This is a genomic window from Microbacterium sp. LWH11-1.2, from assembly GCF_038397745.1.
GTDB lineage: Bacteria > Actinomycetota > Actinomycetes > Actinomycetales > Microbacteriaceae > Microbacterium.
The window spans coordinates 1,511,533-1,538,127 of sequence record NZ_CP151636.1 but is presented as its reverse complement, the minus strand read 5'-3'; the positions used below and the strand labels follow the sequence as shown (position 1 = coordinate 1,538,127).

General features: G+C 69.6%; 18 protein-coding genes. 10 read left to right on the top strand and 8 right to left on the bottom strand.

Annotated features, from left to right (window positions below; translation table 11 throughout):
* The first annotated feature begins 152 nt into the window (after positions 1–152).
* Together MRBLWH11_RS07285 and MRBLWH11_RS07280 are read left to right on the top strand one after the other, a co-directional pair.
* On the top strand, positions 153–1,049 hold the full coding sequence (locus tag MRBLWH11_RS07285) for an ATP-binding cassette domain-containing protein (RefSeq protein ID WP_116633763.1): 897 nt from the start codon (positions 153–155) through the stop codon (positions 1,047–1,049).
* Positions 1,046–2,137, top strand: coding sequence for an ABC transporter permease (locus MRBLWH11_RS07280; protein WP_341947331.1), 1,092 nt, complete (start codon positions 1,046–1,048; stop codon positions 2,135–2,137). The genes MRBLWH11_RS07285 and MRBLWH11_RS07280 overlap by 4 nt, the downstream gene beginning before the upstream one ends.
* Positions 2,138–2,202: 65 nt before the next feature.
* On the opposite strand, the gene MRBLWH11_RS07275 is transcribed toward MRBLWH11_RS07280, so the two are convergent.
* The gene (locus MRBLWH11_RS07275) at positions 2,203–5,670 is read right to left on the bottom strand and encodes a bifunctional proline dehydrogenase/L-glutamate gamma-semialdehyde dehydrogenase (protein ID WP_341947330.1); all 3,468 of its coding nucleotides are present in this window, start codon (positions 5,668–5,670) and stop codon (positions 2,203–2,205) included.
* A gap of 133 nt (positions 5,671–5,803) precedes the next feature.
* Between MRBLWH11_RS07275 and MRBLWH11_RS07270 the strand changes: the two genes are divergently transcribed.
* The 4 genes from MRBLWH11_RS07270 to MRBLWH11_RS07255 all read left to right on the top strand — a co-directional run bounded on the left by MRBLWH11_RS07270 (position 5,804) and on the right by MRBLWH11_RS07255 (position 11,314).
* On the top strand, positions 5,804–6,712 hold the full coding sequence (locus MRBLWH11_RS07270) for a LysR family transcriptional regulator (protein WP_116633760.1): 909 nt from the start codon (positions 5,804–5,806) through the stop codon (positions 6,710–6,712).
* Positions 6,713–6,794: 82 nt separating this feature from the next.
* On the top strand, positions 6,795–8,285 hold the full coding sequence (locus tag MRBLWH11_RS07265; protein ID WP_341947329.1) for a glycosyltransferase: 1,491 nt from the start codon (positions 6,795–6,797) through the stop codon (positions 8,283–8,285).
* 84 nt (positions 8,286–8,369) lie between these two features.
* Positions 8,370–8,957 (top strand): nitroreductase family protein, encoded by a 588-nt coding sequence (locus MRBLWH11_RS07260; RefSeq protein ID WP_341947328.1) that lies wholly within the window; start codon positions 8,370–8,372, stop codon positions 8,955–8,957.
* Positions 8,958–9,016: 59 nt separating this feature from the next.
* Entirely contained in the window at positions 9,017–11,314 is a 2,298-nt protein-coding gene (locus MRBLWH11_RS07255; protein ID WP_341947327.1) for an excinuclease ABC subunit UvrA, read from the top strand.
* Here the strand turns inward: MRBLWH11_RS07255 and MRBLWH11_RS07250 are convergent.
* Entirely contained in the window at positions 11,304–12,023 is a 720-nt protein-coding gene (locus MRBLWH11_RS07250) for an FCD domain-containing protein (protein ID WP_341947326.1), read from the bottom strand. The genes MRBLWH11_RS07255 and MRBLWH11_RS07250 overlap by 11 nt on opposite strands.
* 78 nt (positions 12,024–12,101) lie before the next feature.
* On the opposite strand from MRBLWH11_RS07250, the gene MRBLWH11_RS07245 reads away from it, so the two are divergent.
* From MRBLWH11_RS07245 to MRBLWH11_RS07230, 4 genes are read left to right on the top strand one after another with little or no spacing between them, the layout of a single operon-like run.
* Complete coding sequence (locus tag MRBLWH11_RS07245) at positions 12,102–12,995, top strand: proline iminopeptidase-family hydrolase (RefSeq protein ID WP_341947325.1); 894 nt, start codon at positions 12,102–12,104, stop codon at positions 12,993–12,995.
* A gap of 19 nt (positions 12,996–13,014) precedes the next feature.
* Positions 13,015–14,424, top strand: a complete 1,410-nt coding sequence (locus MRBLWH11_RS07240; RefSeq protein WP_341947323.1) for an APC family permease — start codon at positions 13,015–13,017, stop codon at positions 14,422–14,424.
* A complete protein-coding gene (locus MRBLWH11_RS07235) occupies positions 14,421–15,350 on the top strand; it encodes an acetamidase/formamidase family protein (RefSeq protein WP_341947322.1) in 930 nt (309 codons plus the stop codon). Before MRBLWH11_RS07240 ends, MRBLWH11_RS07235 begins: the two co-directional genes overlap by 4 nt.
* A gap of 30 nt (positions 15,351–15,380) precedes the next feature.
* Positions 15,381–16,892, top strand: coding sequence for an amino acid permease (locus tag MRBLWH11_RS07230; RefSeq protein ID WP_116633754.1), 1,512 nt, complete (start codon positions 15,381–15,383; stop codon positions 16,890–16,892).
* 5 nt (positions 16,893–16,897) lie between these two features.
* Here the strand turns inward: MRBLWH11_RS07230 and MRBLWH11_RS07225 are convergent, their stop codons facing one another.
* The 6 genes from MRBLWH11_RS07225 to gcl form a co-directional block, all read right to left on the bottom strand.
* On the bottom strand, positions 16,898–18,361 hold the full coding sequence (locus tag MRBLWH11_RS07225; protein WP_116633753.1) for a nucleobase:cation symporter-2 family protein: 1,464 nt from the start codon (positions 18,359–18,361) through the stop codon (positions 16,898–16,900).
* 52 nt (positions 18,362–18,413) lie between these two features.
* Positions 18,414–19,781, bottom strand: a complete 1,368-nt coding sequence (locus MRBLWH11_RS07220) for an 8-oxoguanine deaminase (protein WP_341947320.1) — start codon at positions 19,779–19,781, stop codon at positions 18,414–18,416.
* A gap of 180 nt (positions 19,782–19,961) precedes the next feature.
* Positions 19,962–22,145: an AAA family ATPase gene (locus MRBLWH11_RS07215; protein WP_116633751.1), complete on the bottom strand. Its 2,184-nt coding sequence runs from the start codon at positions 22,143–22,145 to the stop codon at positions 19,962–19,964.
* A gap of 63 nt (positions 22,146–22,208) precedes the next feature.
* Entirely contained in the window at positions 22,209–23,600 is a 1,392-nt protein-coding gene (allB, locus tag MRBLWH11_RS07210) for an allantoinase AllB (protein WP_341947319.1), read from the bottom strand.
* Positions 23,601–23,647: 47 nt separating this feature from the next.
* Positions 23,648–24,799 carry a glycerate kinase gene (locus MRBLWH11_RS07205; RefSeq protein WP_341947318.1) on the bottom strand — a complete coding sequence of 384 codons (1,152 nt, stop codon included), beginning with the start codon at positions 24,797–24,799 and terminating at the stop codon, positions 23,648–23,650.
* Between the two features lie 8 nt (positions 24,800–24,807).
* A complete protein-coding gene (gene gcl / locus MRBLWH11_RS07200; protein ID WP_116633748.1) occupies positions 24,808–26,595 on the bottom strand; it encodes a glyoxylate carboligase in 1,788 nt (595 codons plus the stop codon).

The window sequence follows — 26,595 nt, the reverse complement described above, 5'->3', positions numbered from 1 at the left end:
CTCCGATCGCGTGGCACCCGCCTCACGCGGGATGCAGCCCACGATAGGGAGGGCATCCGACGCCCGGAATCCGCCGCGCGGGGGATGTCGCGGCTCCCGGCTCTCCGTAACGTGAAGGGCATGCGATGTGCGGAGCGAACGAAGGAGTCGACATGACGACAGGCAGGCTCGAACTCACGGGCATCACCAAGAGCTACGGCTCGCGGCGGGTGCTCGATGACGTGTCCTTCACGGTCTCGCCGGGGCGGCTGACGGGATTCGTCGGCGGCAACGGCGCCGGCAAGACCACCACCATGCGGATCGTCCTCGGGCTGCTCTCGTCCGACGGCGGCACCGTCGACCTCGACGGCGCGCCTCTGACGGCCGCCGACCGCCGCCGCTTCGGCTACATGCCGGAGGAGCGCGGGCTCTACCCGAAGATGAAGGTGCGGGAGCAGATCGTGTACCTCGCCCGCCTGCACGGCTTCGGCAAGGCGGAGGCCACGAGCAGGGCGACCGAGCTGCTCACCGAGCTGGGCCTGGGCGAGCGGCTGAACGACACGATCGAGTCGCTCTCGCTCGGCAACCAGCAGCGCGCGCAGATCGCGGCCTCGCTCGTGCACGACCCCGAGGTGCTGATCCTCGACGAGCCGTTCTCCGGGCTCGACCCTCTCGCGGTCGACGTGGTCGCCGGCGTTCTGCAGTCGAGCGCCGCGAAGGGCGCATCGATCCTCTTCTCCTCGCATCAGCTCGACGTGGTCGAGCGGCTGTGCGACGACCTGGTGATCCTCGCCGGCGGCACGGTCCGCGCATCCGGTTCGCGTGACGGGCTGCGCGCCGAGCACGCCCGCGACCGCTACGAGCTCGTCTCCACCGGCGACGCCGGCTGGCTGCGCACCGAACCGGGTGTCACGGTCGTCGACTTCGAGGGCGGCTACGCGCTCTTCGACGCCGATGGCCCCGAGACCGCGCAGCGGGTGCTGCGCTCCGCTGTGGAGCGCGGTGACGTCGCGAGCTTCGCCCCCAAGCATCCGTCTCTCGCACAGATCTTCAAGGAGGTCATCCAGTGAGCGCTTCGACCCCCACCACGGCGAACGGCATCTGGCTCGTCGCGGAGCGCGAGATCGGCTCCAAGCTCCGCAGCAAGGCCTTCCTCATCTCCACGGGCATCCTGCTGCTGATCGCCCTCGCCGGCATCGTCATCGGCGGATTCGCGAGCAAGAACACCGCTACCGAGACCACGCCCGTCGCCGTCACGTCCCAGACCTCCGCCGCCGTCTCGGCGCTGCCGAACGTCACGGTCACCGAGGTCTCCGATCAGGCGGAGGCCGAGCAGCTGGTCCGCGACGAGAAGGTCGACGCCGCGGTGCTTCCCGGCTCCGGCGCCTCCGACTTCACGATCGTCGCGCTGAAGGATGCCCCCAGCTCGTTGGTCTCCGGTCTGTCGAAGGCGCCGGAGGTCACGATCCTGGAACCGGCGACGACCACGTGGATCCTGCGCTACTTCATCGCGATCGGCTTCGGTCTGGTCTTCATGATGGCGGCGGCGACCTTCGGCGGGACGATCGCGCAGAGCGTCGTGGAGGAGAAGCAGACGCGCGTCGTCGAGGTGCTGCTGTCGGCCATCCCGGCGCGCACGCTGCTGGCGGGCAAGGTCGTCGGCAACACGATCCTGGCGATGGGCCAGATCATCGCTCTCGCTGCGATCGCGACGATCGGGCTGATCGTCACCGGCCAGCGTGACGTGCTCTCGATGCTCGGCGCGCCGATCATCTGGTTCGCGGTGTTCTTCCTGTTCGGGTTCATCCTGCTCGCCGCTCTGTTCGCGGCGGCGGCCTCGATGGTCTCGCGCCAGGAGGACATCGGCTCGACGACGACCCCGATCACGATGCTCGTGATGGCGCCGTACGTTCTGGTGATCATCTTCAACGACAACCCGCTGGTGCTGACGATCATGTCGTACGTGCCGTTCTCGGCCCCGGTCGGGATGCCGATGCGGCTGTTCGTCGGCGAGGCGCAGTGGTGGGAGCCGCTGCTGAGCCTGGTGATCCTGCTCGCGAGCTGCGTGGCCGCGATCGTCGTGGGCGCGAAGATCTACGAGAACTCGCTCCTGAAGATGGGATCCCGCGTCAAGCTCGGAGAGGCGCTGCGCGGCTGACGCCCCAACCCACGAACCCCCTGTCGCGCGTCGCGGCAGGGGGTTCGTCGTTGCTCGGCCTGTTCTCAGATGACGCCGTCGGTGAGGGTCGTCGGGTTGCCGAACCGGTGGTTCGTGATCGACACGGCCTGCTCGTGGAGGAACGGCAGGATCTCGACCCGACCCGCACCGGTCACGGCGTGCGACCAGACGGCGACATCCGGGCTGCCGCCGAGCGCGTCGAACAGGGCCGATGCATCGCCGCCGACGAGCCGCAGGCGCTGCCAGGACCGCTGCGCCTTCGCGTAGCGCTTCGTCCACGCGGCATCCGTCTCGTGCTTCACGGTCACGCCGTGCGCACGCAGCGCCTTCTCGACGCGCGAGGGCAGCGCCGGTGCCGACACCGTGAACGGGCTTCCGCTGCGGAGCGCTGCGGCGAGCACGCGGATGCCGTCGACCAGAGGCGCGTGCTCCGCGATGCGCACGTCGACCGCGACCGGACGGTACCGGAAGAGGTTGCGCTCGACCCCGAGGCCCGACTTGTCGGACACGGCGCCGAACTCGTCGACCCAGGCCCGCTCGTCGGATGCCGCGGCGCGGTGCACCCAGGCGGACTCGACCGGGTCGAGGTCCGGGGTGGCGGCCGCGAGGAGGGCGTCGACCGCCGGAAGCACGGCGGCGTCCGCCGCGGCCGCCGGGAGCTCCGCCGGCACCCACTCGCCCAGGCCGAAGAGGTAGTTCGGTCCACCGGCCTTGGCGCCGGCACCGACCGCCGAGCGCTTCCAGCCCCCGAACGGCTGGCGCTGCACGATCGCGCCGGTGATGCCGCGGTTGACGTAGAGGTTGCCCGCCTCGACGCGGTCGAGCCAGGTCGAGACCTCGTGCGAGTCGAGCGAGTGGAGTCCGGCCGTGAGACCGTAGTCCACCGCGTTCTGGAGACGGATCGCCTCGTCGAGGTCCTTCGCGCGCATCACGCCGAGGACGGGTCCGAAGAACTCGGTGAGGTGGAAGTACGAGCCCTCGCCGACGCCGGTCTTCACACCCGGGGTCCACTGCTTGCCCTCGGAATCGAGCTTGCGCGGCTCGACGAGCCAGCGCTCGCCCTTCTCCAGCTTCGTGAGCGCTGTCAGCAGCTTGCCGGAGGCGGGCTCGATGATCGGACCCATCTGCGTGGCGGGGTCATCGGGCAGGCCCACCCGCATCGAGGTCACGGCATCCACGAGCTGGCGCTCGAACCTCTTCGACTCGGCGACCGATCCGACGAGGATGACGAGGGACGCCGCGGAGCACTTCTGGCCCGCGTGGCCGAAGGCGCTGCGCGCGACGTCGGCGGCGGCCAGATCGAGGTCTGCCGACGGTGTGACGATGATCGCGTTCTTGCCGCTGGTCTCGGCGAGCAGCGGGAGGTCGGAGCGGAACGAGCGGAACAGCTGCGCGGTCTCGTAGGCCCCCGTGAGGATCACCCGGTCGACCGCGGGGCTCGCGACCAGACGCGTGCCGAGGTCGCGCGAGGCGAGGTCGACGAGCGCGAGCAGGTCGCGCGGCACGCCGGCCGCCCACAGCGCCTCGACCATGACGGCGCCGCAGCGCTGGGTGAGCTTCGCCGGCTTGATGATGACGCCGGAGCCGGATGCGAGGCCGGCGAGCACGCCACCCGCCGGGATCGCGACCGGGAAGTTCCACGGCGGGGTGACGACGGTGACCTTCGAGGGCACGAACTCGGCACCGGAGACGGCCTCGAGATCGAGCGCTCGCTCGGCGTAGTAGTGCGCGAAGTCGATCGCCTCGCTGATCTCCGGGTCGGCCTCCGCGATCGTCTTGCCGGCCTCATGAGCCATGATCTCGATCAGCTCACCGCGGCGCGCCGCGAGCTCGTCGCCGGCGCGGTGCAGCACAGCCGCCCGCTCGGCGGCGGGCCGGGCCGCCCAGCTCGCGGCGGCGGCGGTGGCGGCGGCGAAGACCGCGTCGAGCTCGGCATCCGTCTCGATGCGCGCGGCGGCGATCGCGTCCGTGCCGAGCGTCGTGCCGACCGAACGGCCCAGGATCTCGCGCCCCCAGGTGCGGTTGGCGGCGAGGGCGGGGTCGGTGTCGGGCTGGTTCTCGAAGCCGGTGGTACCCGCCGCTGCCGCGTCCTCGGTCTGCCGGTTCTGCACGCGGTGGGATGCCGGAACCGAGCGGTCCGCCTCGAGCCCGGCCAGCGAGCGCTCGAACCGCTCCCGTTCACGCGTCAGGAGCGTGGGGTTCGAGGCGAGCTCGAACACGGCCGACATGAAGTTCTCCGGGCTCGCGTTCTCTTCGAGTCGGCGCACCAGGTAGGCGATCGCGACGTCGAACTCGGCCGGGTTCACGACCGGTGTGTAGAGCAGCAGCTGACCGACGTCCTTGCGGACCGCGGCGGCCTGGCCGGTCGCCATGCCGAGCAGCATCTCGTACTCCACCTGGGCCCCTGAGCCTGTCGACGGGCCGGCCACGCCCCGTGCCTGCGCGAGCAGCCAGGTGTACGCGATGTCGAAGAGGTTGTGTCCCGCGACGCCGATGCGCACGGCATCCAGTCGCTCCGGCGTCATCGCCCAGTCGAGCACGCGCTTGTAGTTGGTGTCGGAGTCCTGCTTCGTGCCGTAGGTCGCGAGCGGCCAGCCGTGGATCGCGGCGTCGACCTCTTCCATGGCGAGGTTGGCGCCCTTCACGACGCGCACCTTGATCGGCGCTCCGCCCTTGGCGCGGCGGGCGGCGGCCCACTCCTGCAGGTGCTGCATCGCGCCGAGCGCGTCGGGCAGGTAGGCCTGCAGCACGATCCCGGCCTCGAGGTTCTCCAGCCCCGGCTGGTCGAGGATGCTCGTGAACGCCGCGATCGTCAGGTCGAGGTCGCGGTACTCCTCCATGTCGAGGTTGATGAACTTGGCCTTGCCCGCCGCCTCCGCACGCGCGGCGAGCTCGTACAGCGGGGTGAGCTTGGCGACGACATCCGCCACGGCCTCGTCGAACGACCACATCGACAGCTGGCTGACGACGCTCGAGACCTTGATCGACACGTAGTCGACGTCGTCGCGGGCGAGGAAGTCGCTGGTGCCCTGCAGGCGTCGGCCGGCCTCGCGCTCGCCCAGCACGGCTTCGCCGAGAAGGTTGAGGTTCAGTCGGTTGCCCGTCTTGCGCAGCTTCGCGATCGCCGGGCCGAGCTTCGAGGGGGTCGCGTCGAGGACGAGGTGCCCGACCATCGCCCGCAGCACCCGGCGCGAGATCGGCACGACGACGCCGGGCAGCTTCGGCGCCCAGAATCCGCCGGTCTTGATGGCGGCGCGGAGGTAGCCCGGCAGCAGGGTCGGGGTGATGTCCGAGATCTCGGCGAGCTTGCGGCCGGCCACACGCAGGTCCTCCGGACGCATCACCCCGTCGACGAAGCCGACCGTGAACGCCAGACCGTTCGGGTCCTTGAGCACCTCCGACAGGCGCTGGGCGGCGGGTTCGACGGGGTACGACTCGCTCTCGGCGAGCCAGCGCTGCACGAGGGCGGCGACCTGATCGGTACGGGGAGTGGTGTCGACGTCGACAGACATGGGCGGTGCCTTCCGGAGAGATCGCACACCCGGGGTCGTGTGCGGCTGGATCATTGTCCGTCCGGTCGGTAGGCTCCGTCTATCAACCGAATTGCGTGAATTCTGTTCACTCAGACTGAACGAACGGATCGCCGTGCTCGACGTCAATCGCCTGCGGATGCTGGTGGAGCTCTCCCGCCGCGGCACGCTCTCCGCCGTCGCCGACGCGCTGTCGTACAGCAAGGCCTCGGTGTCGCAGCAGCTGAGCGCGCTGGAGCGCGACGTCGGCGTCCCGCTGCTGCGACGCGTCGGCCGCGGCGTGCAGTTCACTCCACAGGGGAATGTTCTCGTCGCACAGGCCATCGGCATCCTCGATCAGCTGGAGCATGCCGAGGTCGCTGTCGCGGAATCTCTCACCGAGGTGACCGGCACGGTGCACATCGCCGTGTTCCAGTCCACCGCGCACTCGCTGCTGCCCCGCGCCCTCGAGGCGCTCAAGGACCGGCATCCGGCGCTGCGCGTGCAGGTGACCGAGTGCGATCCCGAGACCGGCCTGGTCGGGGTCTCGAGTCGTGACTTCGATCTGATCCTCGCCGAGCAGTACCCCGGGCGCACGCGCCCGATCCACGCCGACCTCGACCGCGTGATGCTGGCTCACGACGCGATCGCCCTGGCCCGGAGACCGGGAACGGCCGATCAGACGGATGCCGTCGCCGCGCTGTGGTCCACCCGTGACGAGCCGTGGGTGCTCGAACCCGAGGGAACGGCCTCGCGCGCGTGGGCCGAGCAGCTCTGCCGCACCGCGGGCTTCGAGCCCGACGTGCGCTTCGAGATCGCCGACCTCACCGCGCACGTGCGCCTGATCCACGCCGGCCTCGCGGTCGGCCTGCTGCCCGAGCTCGTCTGGGCCGGCGACACTCCGACAGTCGATCTCACACCGCTGCCCGATGATCCGCGGCGCGAGATCTTCTCCTCGGCGCGGCGGGTGTCGGCGGCGGCGCCCTCGATCCGAGCCGTTCGCAGCGCCCTCGCGGATGCGGCGTCGCACAACCTGCCGGAGTAGCCGAGCCGCGCTCCTCGATCCTCGGCAGGGACACAGCCGACGCACAGTCCCCGCCACAGGACCAGGCCTATCGTTGCTCGAGATGTTCCGCTCCTCGCCCCGTCTCCCTCCCGCTCGGCACTTCGCCCTGACGTGGGGACTCGCCGACCAGCACGGCGGGATGACCAGCGCCATGCTGCGCCGCTCGCGCTCCTTCCGCCTGATCGGCGGGGTGGATGTCGACATCCTCACGCTGGACGACCGCCCGGACTACTCGGAGTACGCCGCGCGCCTCCACGCGTCGGGAGAGCTGATCGAGGGCCTCCGGATCCGCAACCTCTGGGATGAGCTGCGGGAGAAGCTGCCCGCCCCGCGCGGAACCGCGCCCGAGAGGCCGGAGCTGCTGCGGCCCGAGGACGGCGACGTCGTGGCGATGCACGGCGGCACCGTGCTGAGCCGCGTGCGGCGCGGAGCCGACGGCCGGCTGCTCGCCGTGGACCGGTTCCGTCGCGACGGCTCGCTCCTCGCCACGGAGCGCCCGGACTCCGACAGGAAGATCGTGCTCTACGCGGGCGACGGCACCCCCATCCGGTCGTGGAAGACGAGCTGGGGACTGTACCGCTGGTGGTTCGATCGGGTGACCGGGGGCAAGCCGAGCTTCCTCCTGGTCGACTCGAAGACGGCGGCGCGGTCGGTCGCCGGCTACCGCCGGGACAACGCCACCACGGTCCACATCGTCCATGCCTCTCACCGGCAGGGCGGACGGGCGGGCGAGCTGCGGGCGACGCGCCAGTACGTGCTGCGCCGCGCAGGCGAGTTCGACGCGATCGTCGTCCTGACCACCCGCCAGCAGGCCGATCTCGCCGAGGATCTCGCCGCCGTCGGTGTCGAGGCGACGATCTGGACGATCCCCAACGGCGTGGACCTGCCGGAGGAGAACGTGATCGCCCGCGAGGCCGGGCACGGGGTCGTCGTGGCGTCCTTGAACACCCGGAAGCGCCTCACCCACGCCGTGGAGGCGATCGCCGCCGCACGCGCCGCCGGTGCGCGAGTCGAGGCCGACATCTTCGGCGAGGGCCCGCGCGAAGCCGTGATCCGCCGGCGCATCCGCCGTCTCGGCGTCGAGGACCGCATCCGCCTGCGCGGACACGATCCGGCCGCACGCCTGGCGTTCCGGACGGCGAGTTTCAGCCTGCTCACGTCCACCTCGGAGGGCCTCCCCCTCGTGCTCGTGGAGAGCATGGCCGCCGGCTGCATCCCGATCGCCTACGACATCCGCTACGGTCCGGCCGACATGATCCGCGACGGCGTCGACGGCTTCCTGATCCCCGAGGGCGACGTCGATGCCATGGCGCGGCGGATCGTCGAGCTGCAGTCGATGCCGACGGCGCAGATCGAGGCGATGCGCCGGCGCGCGATCGCACGGGCGGCCGAGTTCTCGGATGCGACGGTGACGCGACGCTGGTCGCGTGAGCTGCGTGCCGCGTACGACGCCAAGCTGCTCGCCGCCGCCAAGGACCAGCCCTTCGCGGTGCGTCTGCGGCGACGTGCCGGCGTGCTGCGCCGGAAGGTGCTGTGGGCGCTCGGGCGCTGAGGAATATACATGCGCATACATGCGTTCTGACCCCCTGTAAGCCGGACGACGGAGTCCGATCCACTCCTCCCGAAAGGCTTCATCGTGAGCACTCCTGTCATCGATCGCACCGCACCGACCGAGCACCCCGTCCTCGACGTCCTCGCCGGGCGCTGGAGCCCCCGCGCCTACGACGCGCAGAACGCGATCGACGAGGTCAAGCTTGCCACCGCCCTCGAGGCCGCCCGCTGGAGCCCCTCCGCGAACAACACCCAGCCCTGGCGCTTCATCGTCGCCCGCCGCGGCACCGCCCTGCACGCCCAGGTCGTGAACGCGCTGATGGGCTTCAACCAGACATGGGCCGGCAACGCGGCCGTCCTCGTCGTGGCCATCGCGGAGACCGCCGCCGCTGACGGCACCCCGATCACCCACGCCGTGTACGACCTCGGACAGGCCGTCGCGCACTTCTCGGTGCAGGCCCACCACGACGGACTCGTCGTGCACCAGATGAGCGGCTTCGACCCCGAGGCCGTGCGCGAGTTCGCCGACCTCGAGCCCCGTTTCACCCCCGTCACGGTCTTCGCCGTCGGCGAGTTCGGCGACGTCGAGAGCCTTCCCGAGGTCCTGCAGCAGCGCGAGGTCGCCCCGCGCGTGCGCCGGCCGATCGACGAGACGGTCGTCCTCAGCGCCTGACGCCCTCTCCTCGGACAGGCCCCCGGACGGATGTCCGGGGGCCTGTCTAGCGTGAGGTGATGGACTCCTTCCTCCGCATCACCGGAGCGCGGACCAACAATCTGCGCGATGTCTCGCTCGACGTCCCGAAGAAGCTGATGACCGTCTTCACCGGCGTCTCCGGATCCGGCAAGTCATCGGTCGTGCTCGACACGATCGCCGCCGAGGCGCAACGGCTCGTGAACGACTCGTTCTCGACGTTCATCCGCGCCCGGCTGCCGCAGATACCGGCGCCGGATGTGCAGGCGATGGACGGCCTGACCTTCACGGTGCTCATCGACCAGCGACGGTTCTCCGGGAACGCCCGCTCGACGGTCGCGACCGCGACCGACCTCGCCTCCCTGGTGCGGCTGGTCTTCTCGCGCATCGGCTCGCCCTCGGCCGGGTATTCGCCCGCCTACTCGTTCAACGACCCCTCCGGCATGTGCCCGACCTGCGAAGGGCTCGGCACGGTCTACGACATCGACCTCGACGCGCTCATCGACACCGAGAAGAGCATCGACGAGGGGCCGGTGCGCTTCAGCCTCTTCCGGCCCGGCGTCTACCGCTGGAAGCGCTTCGCCTACTGCGGCCTGTTCGACCGGCAGAAGCCGCTGAAGGAGTACACCGCCGAGGAGATGGACCTCTTCCTGTACGCGGATCAGCTCAAGCTGACCGACCCCGACCCGCGCTTCCCGCAGAGCGCACGGTTCGACGGCGTGATCACCCGCATGCGCGCGGTCTTCCTGAAGCAGCGCCCGACCAAGATGTCCGCGCAGGTGCGCGAGGAGCTCGACCGCCTGGTGACCCACCATGCCTGTCCCGACTGCCAGGGCGCCCGCGTGAACGACGCCGCGCGGGCGAGCCTCATCGACGGGCGATCGATCGTCGACTGGATGCGGATGCCGGTGGCCGAGCTGCGCGTGCTGCTCGACAACCTCGCCGACGCCAGGGTCGCCCCGGCGGTCGACGGCATCCGACACGTCCTCGATGCCCTCCTCTCCGTCGGGCTCGGCTACCTCACGCTCGACCGCGAATCGTCGACGCTGTCCGGCGGCGAGGCCCAGCGGGTCAAGATCGTGCGGCACCTCGGGAGCGCCCTGACCGATGTGACCTACGTGTTCGACGAGCCCAGCACCGGGCTGCACCCCGCTGACATCCAGCGCCTGGTCGCGCTGCTGCAGCGCCTGCGCGACGCCGGCAACACGATCCTCGTGGTGGAGCACCATCCGCAGGTGATCGCCGTCGCCGACCACGTGGTCGACCTCGGTCCCGGCGCCGGCTCCGCAGGCGGCCTGGTGCAGTTCGAGGGCACGCCCGACGCGCTGCGTCGGAGCCGCACCCTGACCGGACGACTGCTCGCAGAGCCGCTGCGCGCAGCCGAGACGAGTCGAGCGCCGCGCGGTCAGGTCACCGTCCGCGACGCACGGTCGCACAACCTGCAGGGTTTCGACGTCGACGTGCCCGTGGGGGTGCTCACGGCGATCACCGGTGTGGCAGGTTCCGGCAAGAGCTCGTTCGCGACGGTGGAGCTTCCGCGGCAGCATCCGGAGTTCACCGTCGTCGGGCAGGACCCGTTGCGCGGCGGCATCCGCTCGACCACGCTGAGCATCCTGCGCATCGCCGACACCGTGCGCGAGGTGTTCGCCGCGGCATCGGGTCTCGACCCGTCGTGGTTCAGCTTCAACGGCAAGGGCGCGTGCCCGACGTGCCGCGGACGCGGGCACATCACGACCGAGCTCGCGTTCCTCGACGACGTCTCCCTGCCGTGCGAAGCGTGCGGGGGTCTGCGATTCAACGACACGGCGCTCGAGGTCCGCGTCGGCGGTGCGACGATCGCCGATGTCCTCGCCTCGACTCCGAGCGAGGTCAGCGGGCTGCTGTCCGACCACTCCGACGTCGTGGCGGCCCTCGACTGGGTGCAGCGCACCGGACTGGGCTACATCCCGGTCGGCCGCTCGCTCGACACCCTCTCCGGGGGCGAGAAGCAGCGCCTGCTGCTCGCGCGCCACCTCAGCGACCCGCAGCGCGATCCCGCCGACCGGATCATCCTCGACGAACCGACCTCCGGGCTCCACCCGAACGACGTCGACACGATCAATCGCCTGTTCGACGACCTGCTCGACGACGGCGCGACACTGGTCGTGGTGGAGCACAACATGCGTGTCGTCGCACGCGCCGATCACGTGATCGACATCGGTCCAGGAGCAGGGTCCGACGGGGGTCGGCTGATGTTCGCGGGGACCCCGGCTGAGCTCGCGGCCGACGGGGACTCGCTGACCGGAGCGGCGCTGGCGGCATCCTCCGGCGACGGATCGGGAGCCCGCGTCAGCGGGTGAGCGCGCGACGACGGGCGGCGTCGAGGAGCTCCAGATCGATCTCGACGTGGCGCTGCGCGATCCGCCCGGCATCATCGACACGGCCGTCGATGATCGCCACGACCAGTTCGCCGTGCTCACGTCCGGCGCGCTCCTCCATCGCAGGTCGGCTCGCCGAATCGCCCCACGGGTGGGCGGGGGCGATGATCGTGAACCGGCGTTCGTGGTCGAGCACGATCGCGGAGAGCGTCTCGTTGTGCGCGGCGGCGATGATCGCCAGGTGCAGGAGACTGTCGGCGTGCTGACGAGCGGCTCCGCTCTCGGCCTGCCGGAAGTCGTCGAGGCAGCTCTCGAGGCACTCGATGTCGTCGTCCGTGCGGTTGCTTGCCGCGAGGCGAGCGACCGCACCGTGGAGGTGCGTCCCGGCGATGGCGGCATCGACGAGCTGCGGCCATTGCTCTTCGAACCATCGGGCGACGGCGGCGACCTCGGAGGTCGGCCATTCCTCCCTGACGAATGATCCCCCCGACCTCCCCCGCTGCTTCTCCAGGATGCCCCTGCCGACCAGGCGCTCCAAGGCGGCTCGTGTCGTGGTGCGCCCGACGCCGAGCGAGCGAGCGAGATCGCGTTCAGCCGGCAGGCGGGCCCCAGGGAGGAATTCGCCGATCGCCACGGCGGTGATCAGCCGGTCGGTGATGCGATCGATCAGGGTCTCATCGGTCTCCGTCATGGCCCTCCCAGTGTTTCATCAACGTTAACTTGTCGCCAAATGGTTTACTCGCGGACCTTTTATCGCCAACATGTGTTCATGCACGTTCACGAGTCCTCCGTCCCTTTCCGCGACGGCTTCACCTGGTTCCGCGTCACGACGCCCGACGAGAGCCGCGACCTCGCTCCGGTCTTCGTGCTCCACGGCGGCCCGGGCATGGCGCACGACTACGTGCAGAACATCGCCCGCCTCGCCGATCTCACAGGGCGAACGGTCGTCCATTACGACCAGATCGGCTGCGGCCGGAGCTCCCACCACCCCGACGCCCCCGTCGAGCGGTGGACGCCCGCCTTCTTCGACGAGGAGTTCCACTCGCTGCGCGCACATCTCGGCATGGACGAGTATCACGTGCTCGGGCAGTCGTGGGGCGGCATGCTCGGCGCCGAGATCGCCGTTCGGCAGCCCGACGGCCTGCTCGGGCTGATGATCTGCAACTCCCCCGCCTCGATGCCGCTCTGGGTGAGCGAGGCGGCGCGGCTGCGCGACGCGCTCCCGGATGCCGCGCGCGACGCGCTCACGGAGCACGAAGCGGCCGGGACGCTGGATCACCCCGACTACGTCGCCGCCACACAGCTGTTCTACGAGCGGCACGTCTGCCGGGTCGCTCCCACGCCGCAGGATTTCGTCGACAGCGAGCAGCAGATGCTCGCCGACCCGACCGTCTACCACACGATGAACGGGCCCAACGAGTTCCATGTGATCGGCACGCTTCGCGATTGGTCCGTGATCGACCGCCTCCCGCTCGTGCAGGTGCCGACGCTCGTCGTCGCCGGCGAGCACGACGAGGCGACGCCCGCGACCTGGCAGCCGTTCCTCGATCGCATCCCCGATGCGACCGGACACGTGTTCCCCGGCGCGAGCCACTGCGTGCACCTGGAACAGCCTCAGATCTTCCTCGACGTGATCGCCGACTTCCTCGCTCAGCATCCCTGACACCCATCCTGGAGACATCATGACCGCCACCGCCGCCTCCGACGGCCAGCCTCGGCTGGAATCGTTCGGCTACAAGCAGGAGCTCAAGCGCTCCGTCTCGACCTTCGACCTCGTCGTGTACGGCCTGGTCTTCATGGTGCCGATCGCCCCGTGGGCGATCTTCGGCGTCGTGTTCAACGAGTCCAAGGGGATGGTCCCGCTCGTCTACCTCGTGGGCCTCGTCGCGATGATCTTCACCGCCCTCGGGTACGCGCAGATGGCCAAGTCCTTCCCGCTGGCCGGATCCGTCTTCTCCTATGTCGGCCGCGGCACGCATCCCGTCGCCGGCTTCTTCGCGGGCTGGGCGATCCTCCTGGACTACCTGCTCGTGCCGACGCTTCTCTACGTCTTCGCCGCCTCCTCGATGCGGGGGATCTTCCCCGAGTCGCCGGAATGGCTGTGGGCGATCCTCTGCGTGGCGGTCAACACGATCATCAACGTGCTCGGCATCGGTTCGATCACCGTGGCGAACCGCGTCTTCCTCGCCATCGAGCTCGTCTTCGTGGTGATCTTCGTCGTCATCGCCGTGTCCGCTCTGACCGGCCAGACGATCGAGGGATCCTCCTTCTCCCTCGCACAGCTCTGGGACCCCGCGAAGGTCGACCCCGCCCTGATCGCATCCGCGCTCTCGATCGCCGTGCTGAGCTTCCTCGGCTTCGACGGGATCTCGACGCTCTCGGAGGAGACGACCGGCAAGAAGAACCCGGCGGGGCGGGCCATGATCATCGCCCTGTTCATCGTCGCGACGCTGTTCATCCTGCAGACCTGGCTCGCGAGCGCACTCGCCGCCGGCACCGTGTCCTTCCCCGAGGATGAGGTCAACAACGCGTTCTTCTCGATCGTCGCTCAGGCGGCCGGCAGCGGATGGGCCACGGCGTTCCTCGCGGTCAACGTCATCGCCGTCGGCATCGCGAACGCGGTGGCGGCGCAGGCGGCGACCTCGCGGCTGCTCTACTCGATGAGCCGTGACCGGCGCCTCCCGGCGTTCTTCTCGAAGATCAACGCGCGGCAGGTCCCGGTGTACGCGATCCTGTTCGTCAGCGCACTGAGCACGGTGCTCGTGCTGTTCTTCGTCGGGCAGATCGATCTGATCTCGTCGCTGGTGAACTTCGGCGCCCTCTTCGGGTTCCTCCTGCTGCACGTCGCCGTGTTCTGGCACTACATCGTGCGCCAGCGGTCGCGGAACTGGCTGCTGCACCTCGTGGTGCCGCTGTGCGGATTCCTCATCGTCGGCTACGTACTCTTCAACGCATCCGACCTGGCCAAGATCGGCGGAGTTGTCTGGCTCGTGATCGGGGTGATCGTGTTCGTCATCTTCCGCATCCGCAACGGCGCGAACCCCGAGCTGCTGTCCGAGCATGCCGCTTCCGGCGAGGAGAGGTCCGCATGAACGGCATGGACCACTTCCTGGGCAAGGAGCTCGGTCGTCCCGGCTTCCGGGCCGACGTGGAACCCGTGCTGCGCATCCGGCCCGGCACGGGTGAGCGCATCGGCTTCGAGACCGACGACGCCGTGTACCGCGAGCTCCACGACCACGGCGACCTCGCCGCCCTCAAGGCACCGATCAACCCGGTCACGGGTCCGGTCTGGATCGACGGCGCCCGGCCGGGCGACACGCTCGCCGTGACGATCCACGAGATCCGCCTGAAGGACTGCGGATGGTCGCAGAGCCTGCCCGGTGTCGGCGCCCTACGCCATCGGATGGGCGAGACGGTCGCGTCCAGGCGCATCCCGATCGACGAGGACGGCGTGCACCTCACCGACAGGCACGTCGTCGCGCCGCGACCCATGATCGGCTGCATCGGCACCGCCCCGGCTGTCGGCGTGAACTCGACCGTCATGCCCACCACCGCTCTCGGCGGCAACATGGACGTCACCGAGGCACGACCGGGCTCGATCGTGTACCTGCCGGTCGAGGTGGAGGGAGCGCTGCTCTCCATCGGCGACATCCACGCGATCATGAGCGAGGGCGAGTCTTCGTTCGTCGCGATCGAGGCCGAGGGGGTCGCGATCGTGAGCATCGACCTCGTGTCGGGCCTCTCGCTGCGCGCACCCCGCATCGAGACCGAGGACGCCTGGGTCTTCGTCGGACTCGGCGACCCGGTGCAGGAGAGCATCACCCGCGGGTACGAGGACGCGTTCGACTTCCTCGTGACCGGGCACGGGTGGGACCCGATGGACGCGTTCGCCGTGATGAGCGCGCTGGTCGACTCCGCCCTCGGCGGCCCGACCGGGTCGGGCGACCCCGATCCGCTGCATCCGTTCGCCGCGATCGGTGCGGTGACTCTGCATCGGCTCCCGAAGTCGGTGCTGTAGCCGGGAGCACGTCCTTCTAGACTCGTCCGCATGGCGATTCAGCGAAGGATCAAGTCCGTCGAGCAGTCGATGGCCGAGACCCACGACGAGAAGCGGTCGCTGAAGCGATCGCTCGGCGTGTGGGATCTGGCCGTGATGGGTGTCGCCGTGGCGGTCGGTGCCGGCATCTTCTCGGTCGGCGCCGAGGCCTCGGCGCGCCACGCCGGCCCCGCGGTGATCATCTCGTTCATCATCGCGGCGACCGTCTGCGCGCTCGCGATCCTCTGCTACGCCGAGTTCGCCTCGTCGATCCCTGTCGCGGGCTCCGCCTACACGTTCACCTACTCGACGCTGGGCGAGTTCCTCGCCTGGATCATCGGCTGGGACCTGATCCTCGAGATGCTGATGGCGTCGGCCGTGATCGCGAAGTACTGGGGCGTGTACCTCGGCGACGCGGTCTCGCTGTTCGACCTCGACATCCCGATGACGATCGCGATCGGGCCGCTGTCCTTCGACTGGGGTCCCGTCGTCATCGTCGCGATCTTCACGACGCTGCTCGCTCTCGGCACCCGGCTGTCGAGCCGGGTGAACAGCGTCTTCACGGTGATCAAGGTCGCCATCGTGCTCTTCGTCATCGTGGTCGGGCTCTTCTTCATCAACGGCGCCAACTACACGCCCTTCGTCCCGCCCGCCGAGGCCGGCGCAGCATCCGAGAGCGCGTGGACCCAGTCGCTGTTCTCGCTGATGACCGGAGCCGACCCGACGATGTACGGCGTCTTCGGCATCCTCAGCGGCGCCGCGCTGGTCTTCTTCGCCTTCATCGGCTTCGACGTGGTCGCCACGAGCGCCGAGGAGACGAAGGACCCGAAGCGCACCGTGCCCCGCGGCATCATGCTCGGCCTCGTGATCGTCACGGTGCTCTACGTGCTGGTCGCCATCGTGATCACCGGCATGGTCTCGTACACCGAGCTCGCGAAGCTCGACGAGCCTTCACTGGCGAGCGCGTTCGAGCTCGTCGGCGCGACCTGGGCCGCGCAGGTGATCGCGATCGGCAGCCTCGTCGGTCTCACGACCGTCGTCATGGTGCTGCTCATGGGCCTCGCCCGTGTCGTCTTCGCGATGAGCCGCGACGGCCTGCTCCCCCGTTCCCTGAGCGTGACGGATGCCAAGCGCGGCACGCCCGTGCGCATCCAGGTGATCGTCGGCGTCGTGATCGCGATCATCGCCGGCTTCACCGACGTGCAGGTGCTGGGCGACATGATCAACATCGGCACCCTGTCGGCCTTCGTCCTGGTGAGCATCGGGGTGCCGATCCTGCGCAAGAGCCGGCCCGACCTCGAGCGGCCGTTCACCGTGCCGTTCTCCCCCTGGCTGCCGTGGATCTCGGCGATCGCCTGCTTCTGGCTGATGCTGAACCTGAGCTCGGAGACCTGGCTGCGGTTCGCGGTCTGGCTGGCGCTCGGCCTGGTGATCTACTTCGCCTACTCCCGCCGGCACTCGATCATCGGACAGGAGCTCGCGGCCGACGCGATCGCCGGCCGCGGCACCCGTCCGCTGCGCTAGCGGGGTCAGTGGTCGGGGCGCTGGACCTCGACCTCTCGGCCGTCGCGGTCGACGATCTTGCCGTCGACGATCGAATCCCCGTCCTCGAAGGCATCGAGATAGGCGATCGGGATGCTCCGAGTGGGAGCGGCGGCGAGCACGGACGCATCCTTGCCCGACGGCTTCCCGAGATGGTTGAACAGCAGGTTCAGCAGGATCGCCGCCACGGCGGCCGAGCTGATCCCGGAGTGGAAGATCGTGACGAACCACGCGGGCATCTGGTCGTAGATCGTGGGGGCGGCGATCGGCAGCATGCCGATCCCGATCGAGGAGGCCACGATGACGAGGTTCATGTTGCCCCGGTAGTCGACCTTCGCGAGCGTGCGGATGCCGCTCGCCGCCACGCTTCCGAACAGCACGATCCCCGCGCCGCCGAGCACGGGTGCCGGCACCGCCGCGACGACGCGTCCGAGCACCGGGAGCAGACCCAGGATGACGAGCACGACGCCGCCCGCGGTGACCACGAACCGACTCTTGACTCCGGTGATCGCGACGAGGCCGACGTTCTGCGCGAAGGCGGACTGCGTGAACGAGCCGAACACGGGCGAGACGGCGCTCGAGAGCATGTCGGCACGGAGCCCCGCCGCGATCCGCTTGGAGTCGACCTTGGTGCCGACGATCTCGCCCACGGCCAGGATGTCGGCCGTCGTCTCGGTGAGCGTCACCAGGATCACGATGAACATCGAGATGATCCCGGCGATCTCGAACGTGGGCATCCCGAACCCGAACACGCTGGGCAGGGCGAAGATCGGCCCGTCCCCGACGGCGCCGAAGTCGACGCGTCCGAGGATGACCGCGAGGATCGTGCCGAGCACGATGGCGAGCAGGATCGCCAGGCGGGAGATCGCACCGATCCGCACCTTGCTGAGCACCAGCACGATGACGAACGTGATCGCCGCGAGCAGCAGGTTCTGCGGATCGCCGAAGTCCTCGGCCTGGCTGTTGCCGCCCATGGCCCAGCCCGCGGCCACCGGCAGCAGGGTCAACCCGATCGTGGTGATGACCACGCCCGTCACGACGGGTGGGAAGAACCGGATGATGGTGGCGAACACGGGGGCGATCAACAGGCCGATGATCGAGGCGACGATCACCGCGCCGAACACCGCGGGCAATCCGCCGCCGCTCGTCACGATCGCTCCCATCGTCGCGACACCGGCGAAGGAGACGCCCTGCACGAGGGGCAGCTGCGATCCGAAGAACGGGATCCCGACGGTCTGGAGGATCGTGGCGAGACCCCCCATGAAGAGGCACGCCGTGATCAACACGCCGATCTCGGCGCCGTCGAGGCCCGCCATCGAGCCGATGATGAGCGGCGGCGCGATGATGCCGCCGTACATCGTGAGCACGTGCTGGATGCCGTAGGCGATGGTGCTGCCGAGCGGCATCCGCTCGTCTTCCGGTCGCCGTGCGACCGTCTTCTGCTTGTTCATGTCGACCTCTTCGTCGGTTTTCGGGGCGTGCGTCGTATCGGGGGGCTGCGTTTCAGGAGTGTCGGGCGAGGAGGCCGCGGGCCGCCTCGCTGTGGTGGGCGATGAGCTGGGGGACGTCGAGGCCTGCGATCTGACCGTCGAGCACGCGCCAGCGCCCGCCGACCATGACGCGGTCGGCTCGATCCGCGCCGCACAGCAGCAGGGCGGCGACCGGATCGTGGCTTCCGGAGAACCGCAGCTCGTCGAGGGTGAACATCGCGAGGTCCGCCTGCTTCCCGGGGGCGAGCACGCCGACGTCGGAGCGTCCGAGGGCCCGCGCCGATCCCGCCGTCGCCCAGCCGAACGCGCGCTCGGGTGTGACGGCGGCGGCGCCGTAGCGCAGGCGCTGCAGGTACAGCGCCTGCCGCACCTCCTGGATCATGTTCGAGCCGTCGTTGGATGCCGAGCCGTCGACGCCGAGGCCCACCGGCGCGCCGGCCTGCTCGAGCTCGATCGCACGGGCGATGCCGGAGGCGAGACGCATGTTGGATGTCGCGCAGTGCGACACGGCGGTACCGGCCGCTCCCAGCCGCGCGATCTCGGCATCGTCGAAGTGGATGCCGTGTGCGAGCCAGGTGCGATCCGACAGCCAGCCGACGCTCTCGAGGTAGTCGACCGTGCGCAGACCGAACATCTCGCGGCAGAAGTCCTCCTCATCGAGCGTCTCGGCGAGGTGGGTGTGCAGCCGCACGTCGAGTCGTTCGGCGAGGGCGGCGGTGTCGCGCATCACGCCGGTCGTCACGGAGAACGGCGAGCACGGCGCGAGTCCGATCTGCACGAACGCGCCGTCGCCGCGCTCGTGGTGGGCGCTGATGAGCCGTTCGCTGTCGGCGAGGATCGTGTCGGCATCCTGCACCGTCCGCTGCGGTGGCAGGCCGCCGTCCTCCTCGCCGAGCGACATCGACCCGCGGGTCAGGGTCGCCCGCATGCCGAGCTTCTTCACGACGTCGACCTGCACGTCGATCGCATCCTCGAGCCCGTTCGGGAACAGGTAATGGTGGTCGGCGGCCGTGGTGCATCCGGAGAGCAGCAGCTCGGCGAGCGCCGCCGTCGTCGCCAGTTCGAGATCGCGGGGCGTGAGCCCTGCCCACACCCCGTAGAGGCCCTTGAGCCAGGGGAACAGCTCGGCGCTCACCACGGGCGTCCAGGCGCGGGTGAGCGTCTGGTAGAAGTGGTGGTGCGTGTTGATGAGGCCGGGGATGATCACGTGCCGCGAGGCATCGAAGACCTCGTCGACCGGCACCGACGGCGCGCCGCCGGCGGGGACGACCTCGAGGACCCGCGAGCCCTCGATGACGATGCCGCCGGCAGCGTCGGCGTCGCCTCCGGTGTAGATGCCGAGCGGGCTCTTCAACCACACGCTCGTGGGGTGCTGTGACATAGCAGACTCCGTCCATCGGGGTGGAGTCGAACGGCTGACCCCACCAGGGGGTCAGCTCAGTTTTTCCCTGTCTGCTGATCCAGGTGCTCCGACTTTGGAACACTCCAGATCTATCACGGGCGCGCGAACGCGGTCAAGGATTTTTCCGAATCTCGGATTGACACTTCCAAGATGTGGAATCTAGGACGTGCGCGGATCGCCTTCCGTCGGGCTCTGAGCGGTGAGCACGAGGCCCGATCCGTCAGCCGCGACATCGACTCGGACGGTGTCGCCGTCGCGCACCCCGCCGGACAGCAGGGCGGTCGCCAGCTTGTTCTGCACCTCGGACTGGATGAGGCGGCGCAGCGGCCGCGCACCGAACATCGGGTCGTACCCGCGCTCGGCGAGCCACGAGCGTGCATCCGGGGTGACGGCGAGCGTGAGCCGGCGGTCGTGGAGCCGGTCGTGCAGCTGGTCGACGGAGAGCTCGACGATCTGCGCGAGGTCGTCTTCGGTGAGCGCGGCGAACATCACGATGTCGTCGAGGCGGTTCAGGAACTCGGGTCGGAACGCCTGGCGCACGAGCGCCATCACCTGCTCGCGCTTCTCGTCGGGTGGGAGCACGGGGTCGATGAGGATCGGCGAGCCGAGGTTCGAGGTGAGGATCAGGATCACGTTCGAGAAGTCGACCGTGCGGCCCTGGCCGTCGGTGAGGCGTCCGTCGTCGAGCACCTGCAGGAGCACGTCGAACACCTCGGGATGCGCCTTCTCGACCTCGTCGAGCAGGATCACGCTGTAGGGCCGTCGACGCACGGCCTCGGTGAGCTGACCGCCCTGCTCGTAGCCGACGTACCCCGGAGGGGCGCCGACGAGGCGGGAGACCGAGTGCTTCTCGCCGTACTCCGACATGTCGATGCGCACCATGGCGTGCTCGTCGTCGAAGAGGAACTCCGCGAGCGCCTTCGCGAGCTCGGTCTTGCCGACACCGGTGGGGCCGAGGAACAGGAACGAGCCGGTCGGGCGCCCGGGATCGCTGATGCCCGCGCGCGAGCGGCGCACGGCATCCGACACCGCTTTCACGGCCTCCTTCTGCCCGATCAGCCGCTTGCCGAGCTCGCTCTCGAGGTGCAGCAGTCGCTCGGACTCGCCCTGCAGGAGCTTTCCGACCGGGATGCCGGTCCACGCGGCGATCACGCCGGCGATGTCCTCATCGGTGACCTGCTCGTTGACCATGCGGCCCTCGGACGACGTGGCGGCCTCCGCCTGCTCGGCCTCGGCGATGTCGCGCTCCAGGCGCTTGATGGTCTCGTACTCGAGCTTGGAAGCGCGCGTGTAGTCGGCCTCACGCATGGCGAGATCGCGCTGCGTGACGGCGTCGTCGAGCTGCTTCTTCAGGTCGCCGACACGGTTGAGGCCCTGACGCTCACGCGCCCAGCGCTCCTCGAGCGCGGCGAGCTCCTTCTCGAGCCCGGCGAGCTGCTCGCGGAGCGTGCCCAGCCGCTCCTTGGACGCGGCGTCCTTCTCCTTCTTGAGCGCGAGTTCCTCGAGCTTCATGCGGTCGACCTGGCGCTTCAGCTGGTCGATCTCGACCGGCGAGGAGTCGATCTCCATCTTCAGCCGGGACATGGCCTCGTCGATGAGGTCGATGGCCTTGTCGGGCAGCTGGCGGGAGGGGAGGTAGCGGTTCGACAGCGCGGCGGCCGCTACGAGAGCACTGTCGGCGATGGTGACTCCGTGGTGCGCCTCGTACCGACCCTTGAGCCCGCGGAGGATCGCGATGGTGTCTTCGACCGTGGGCTCGCCCACATAGACCTGCTGGAAGCGCCGCTCGAGCGCGGCATCCTTCTCGATGAACTCGCGGTACTCGTTGAGCGTCGTCGCGCCGATCAGGCGCAGCTCTCCTCGGGCCAGCATCGGCTTGAGCATGTTGGATGCCGCGACCGACCCCTCGCCGCCGCCGGCACCCATGAGTACATGCAGCTCGTCGATGAACGTGATGACCTTGCCCTCGGACTCGGTGATCTCCTTGAGGACCTGCTTCAGCCGCTCCTCGAACTGGCCGCGGTACATGGCGCCGGCCACGAGGGCGGAGATGTCGAGGGTGATCAGCTCCTTGTCCTTCAGAGACTCGGCGACGTCGCCCGCCACGATCCGCTGTGCGAGACCCTCGACGACGGCGGTCTTGCCGACGCCGGGCTCACCGATCAGCACCGGGTTGTTCTTGGTGCGTCGGGTCAGCACCTGGCTGACGCGGCGGATCTCACCGTCCCGCCCGATCACGGGGTCGAGCTTGCCCTGGCGGGCGCGGTCGGTGAGGTTGATGCCGAACTGCTCGAGAGCAGACTGCTGGTCCTGATTCTGCGGGCCGGCCTGGGGGTTGGACACGTATCCCTCCGAAGTAAAGTTGAGTTATCCTGACTCAACTTTACTCCGGGCGAAGATCACGCGTCAATCGGTCATGCCCCGGCGCAGCAGCCGTCCGCGCGGTGTCTCGAAGTCGATCACCTCGCCGTGCAGCCACGTCTTGCGCACCACACCCGCCAGAGCCTTGCCGTGGTAGGGCGTGAGCGGGTTCTTGTGGTGCAGCTTGTTCACGTCGACGACATAGGCATCGTCGGCGGCGAACACCGAGAAGTCGGCGTCGTAGCCCGGCGCGATGCGCCCCTTGCCGGTGAGCCCGGCGAACTGCGCGGGGCGCTCGCTCATCCACGACACCACGGTCTCGAGCGTCAGCCCGCGCTGACGGGCCTCGGTCCAGATCAGCGAGAGGCCGAGCTGCAGCGACGCGACCCCGCCCCAGGCGACCGCGAAGTCGCCGTTGTCGAGGTCCTTGAGATCGAGCGTCGACGGCGAGTGGTCCGAGACGATGAAGTCGATCGTGCCGTCTTCGAGCCCCTCCCAGAGCAGCTCGCGGTTGCCGGCCTCTCGGATCGGCGGGCAGCACTTGAACTGCGTGGCCCCGAGCGGGATCTCCTCCGCGGTGAGGGTCAGGTAGTGGGGGCACGTCTCGACCGTGAGCCGGAGGCCGTCGTGCTTCGCGCTGCGGATCATCGCCAGGGCGTCGGACGACGACAGGTGCAGGATGTGCGCACGGGCGCCCGTCCAGCGCGCCCGCTCGATGACCTCGGCGATCGCGAGGTTCTCGGCACCACGGGGACGCGATGCCAGGAACTTGCCGTAGTCGTCTCCCTCGGGTGAGGGGGCGCGGTCGATCGCGCGGGAGTCCTCGGCGTGCACGATCATCACGGAGTCGAACGTCGCGAGCTCGCGCATGTCCTTCCCCATCTCGTCGGCGTCGAGCGGCGGGAACTCGTCGACTCCGGAGTGCAGCAGGAAGCACTTGAAGCCGAAGACGCCGGCATCGTGCAGACCGCGCAGCTCCGCGGTGTTGCCGGGGATCGCCCCGCCCCAGAAGCCCACGTCGACATGCGTCTGGCCCTGCGCGACGTCGCGCTTGATGTTCAGCGCCTCGACATCGACGGTCGCCGGGATGCTGTTCAGCGGCATGTCGACGATGGTCGTCACACCACCTGCCGCGGCGGCACGTGTGGCGGAGGCGAACCCCTCCCACTCCGTGCGACCCGGCTCGTTCACGTGCACGTGGGTGTCGACGAGCCCGGGGATGAGCGTCTCGTCGTCGGCGAGCTCGATGACCTCCGCGCCGTCGAGGTTGTTGCCCAACGGCTGCAGGGCGACGATCCTGCCGTCGCGCACCCCGACCTCCCGCGGGCTGATGCCCGCGGACGTCAGCACCCGCTGTCCTCGGATCACGAGGTCGTACCGCTCACCCGTCGGGTCGAGCGACGCTCCGGCATCCACCATTTCCTGCTCCTGCGACATGTCGCCCTTCCCTTCCGCCGGCTGCACGCCGACCGGCTGACACCTGCTCAGCCCATACTGGACCACGATCCCGCCAGGGATCGCGGGATGATCTCGGTGGCGATCCGCCGGCCCACCTGCGCGAGCAGCGCGGTCGCGTTCGCCATGCTCGCCGCAGGGTCCGGCTCGAGCGCGCTGAGCGGCAGCACCGCGACGAAGCCGGCATCGGCGGCTTCCTCCGCGGTCAGCGTCGAACGCCCGCACACCGCCACGACGGGAACGCCCGCCGCGCGCGCGGCCGCCGCCACACCCAGCGGCGTCTTGCCGCCGAGGCTCTGGTCGTCGAGGCTGCCCTCTCCCGTGATGACGAGGTCGGCACCGGCGATGCGCTCACCGAGCCCGGTCAGACGCTGGATGACGTCGACGCCCGGCTCTCGGCTCGCTCCGAGCACCGCCAGGGCCGCGTAGCCCACTCCCCCGGCGGCTCCCGCACCGGGAAGATCCTTCGACGGGCGCACCCCCGCCTGCGCCTCGAGCAGCGAGGCGAAGCGGGAGAGGCCCGTCTCGAGGGCGGCGACATCGTCGGCGCTCGCCCCCTTCTGCGGTGCGAACACCGCAGACGCCCCCCGGTCTCCCAGGAGAGGATTGTCGACGTCGCTGGCGAGCACGATCGTCGCCGCGGCGATGCGCGGGTCGAGACCCGTCACGTCGACGGAGGCCAGGCCGGCGAGCGCCGCACCGCCGGAAGGAGCATCGCCCTCCTCTGTGCGGAGCGAGACGCCCAGCGCCTGCAGCATCCCCGCACCGCCGTCGGTGTTGGCGCTTCCGCCCACACCGAGCACGATCGTCGTGCATCCGCGATCCAGCGCCGCCCGGATGAGGTCGCCGGTCCCCCGGCTCGTCGCCGTGAGCGGGGCCTTCGCGCCCCCCGGCAGCAGGTCGAGACCGCTCGCCGCGGCCATCTCGATGATCGCCTGCGTTCCGCGCATCGCGAACCGGGCCGGCACCGGCTGCCCGGTCGGCCCGGTCACCTGCGCCGTGACCGCCTCGAACCCGCTCGCGAGAGCGGCCTCGACCGTTCCCTCGCCGCCGTCGGCGACGGGCACCGCGTCGACCTCGGCATCCGGGATGATCTCCCGGATGCCGAGGGCGAGCGCCTCCGCGACCTCGGCCCCGGTGGCGGAGCCCTTGAACTTGTCCGAGGCGATGAGGATGCGCATACGGCGGGTCAGTCGAGCAGGGCGTAGACGGCCTCGGGAGCGTCGGCGGGCGACGTCGCGAGGTCTTCGAACTCGTTCATCGTGTCGAGGTCGGCGCCCATCGCGATGTTGGTGACGCGCTCGAGGATGACCTCGACGACCACCGGCACCTGGAACTCGTCCTTCAGACGCGCAGCCTCCGCGAAGCCGGCCGCGAGGTCCTCCGGACGCTCGACGCGGATCGCCTTGCAGCCCAGGCCCTCGGCCACCTTGACGTGGTCGACGCCGTAGCCCACCGCGACGCTGGACGAGTCCTGCGGGGTGTTGATGTTGTCGAAGGCGAGCGAGACCTCGTAGTCCATCTCGAACGGACGCTGCGACTGACGGATCAGGCCGAGGTAGCTGTTGTTGACCACGACGTGGATGTACGGCAGCTTGTGCTGCGCGCCGACGGCGAGCTCCTCGATCATGAACTGGAAGTCGTAGTCGCCGCTGAGTGCGACCACCGGGTGGCCCGGCTTTCCGCGCACGACGCCGAGTGCGGCGGGCAGCGTCCAGCCGAGAGGCCCGGCCTGGCCGGCGTTGATCCACTGACGCGGACCGTACACGTGCAGCAGCTGCGCGCCGGCGATCTGCGACAGGCCGATCGTGGTGACGTAGGTGGTGTCGTGGCCGAAGGCCGAGAGCATCTCCTGGTACACGCGGTGCGGCTTCATCGGCACGTTGTCGAAGTTCGTCTTGCGCTGCAGCTTCGCCTTGCGGGCGCGGCAGTCCTCGGCCCAGCCCAGGTAGTCCGGCAGCGCCTCGACGCGGTCGCGTGCCGCTTCGAGCAGCGCGTCGATGAAGGCTCCGGCGTCGGAGACCACGCCGTAGTCGGGCGCGAACACGCGGCCGATCTGCGTCGGCTCGATGTCGACGTGCACGAAGGTGCGCCCCTTGCGGTAGGTGTCGAGACCGCCGGTGTGGCGGTTCGCCCAGCGGTTGCCGATTCCGAGCACGAAGTCGGACTCGAGGAAGCTCGCGTTGCCGTAGCGCTGCGAGGTCTGGATGCCGACCAGGCCCGCCGCCAGCGGGTGGTCGTCGGCGATCGCGCCCCAGCCCATCAGCGTCGGAACGACGGGCACGCCCAGGGTCTCGGCCAGCTCGACGAGCTTGGCGGAGGCGCCGGAGTTCACGATGCCGCCGCCGGCGACGATCAGCGGGTGCGCGGATGCCGTCAGCATGTCGAGCACCTTCTCGGCCTGGGCACGGGTGGCGACCGGCTTCGCCACCGGCAGCGGCTCGTAGGTGTCGATGTCGAACTCGATCTCGCCCATCTGCACGTCGAACGGCAGGTCGATGAGCACCGGGCCCGGACGGCCCGAGCGCATGATCTGGAACGCCGTCTGGAAGGCGCCCGGAACCTGGGCCGCCTCGAGCACGGTCTTGGCGAACTTCGTGACCGGCTTCGCGATCGACGCGATGTCGACGGCCTGGAAGTCCTCCTTGTCGAGCTTGGCCACCGGCGCCTGCCCGGTGATGCACAGCATCGGGATGGAGTCGGCGATCGCGGCGTAGAGCCCCGTGATCATGTCGGTGCCGGCAGGGCCGGAGGTGCCGACGCAGATGCCGATGCGCCCGTCGCCGGTGCGGCTGTAGCCATCGGCCATGTGCGAGGCGCCCTCGACGTGACGGGCGAGGGTGTGCCGGATGCCGCCGTTGGCACGCATCGCGGCGTAGAAGGGGTTGATCGCCGCACCCGGCAGGCCGAACGCCTCGGTGGCGCCCTCCTTCACCAGGATCTGGCAGATCGCGTCGACTGCACGCATTCGAGTCAT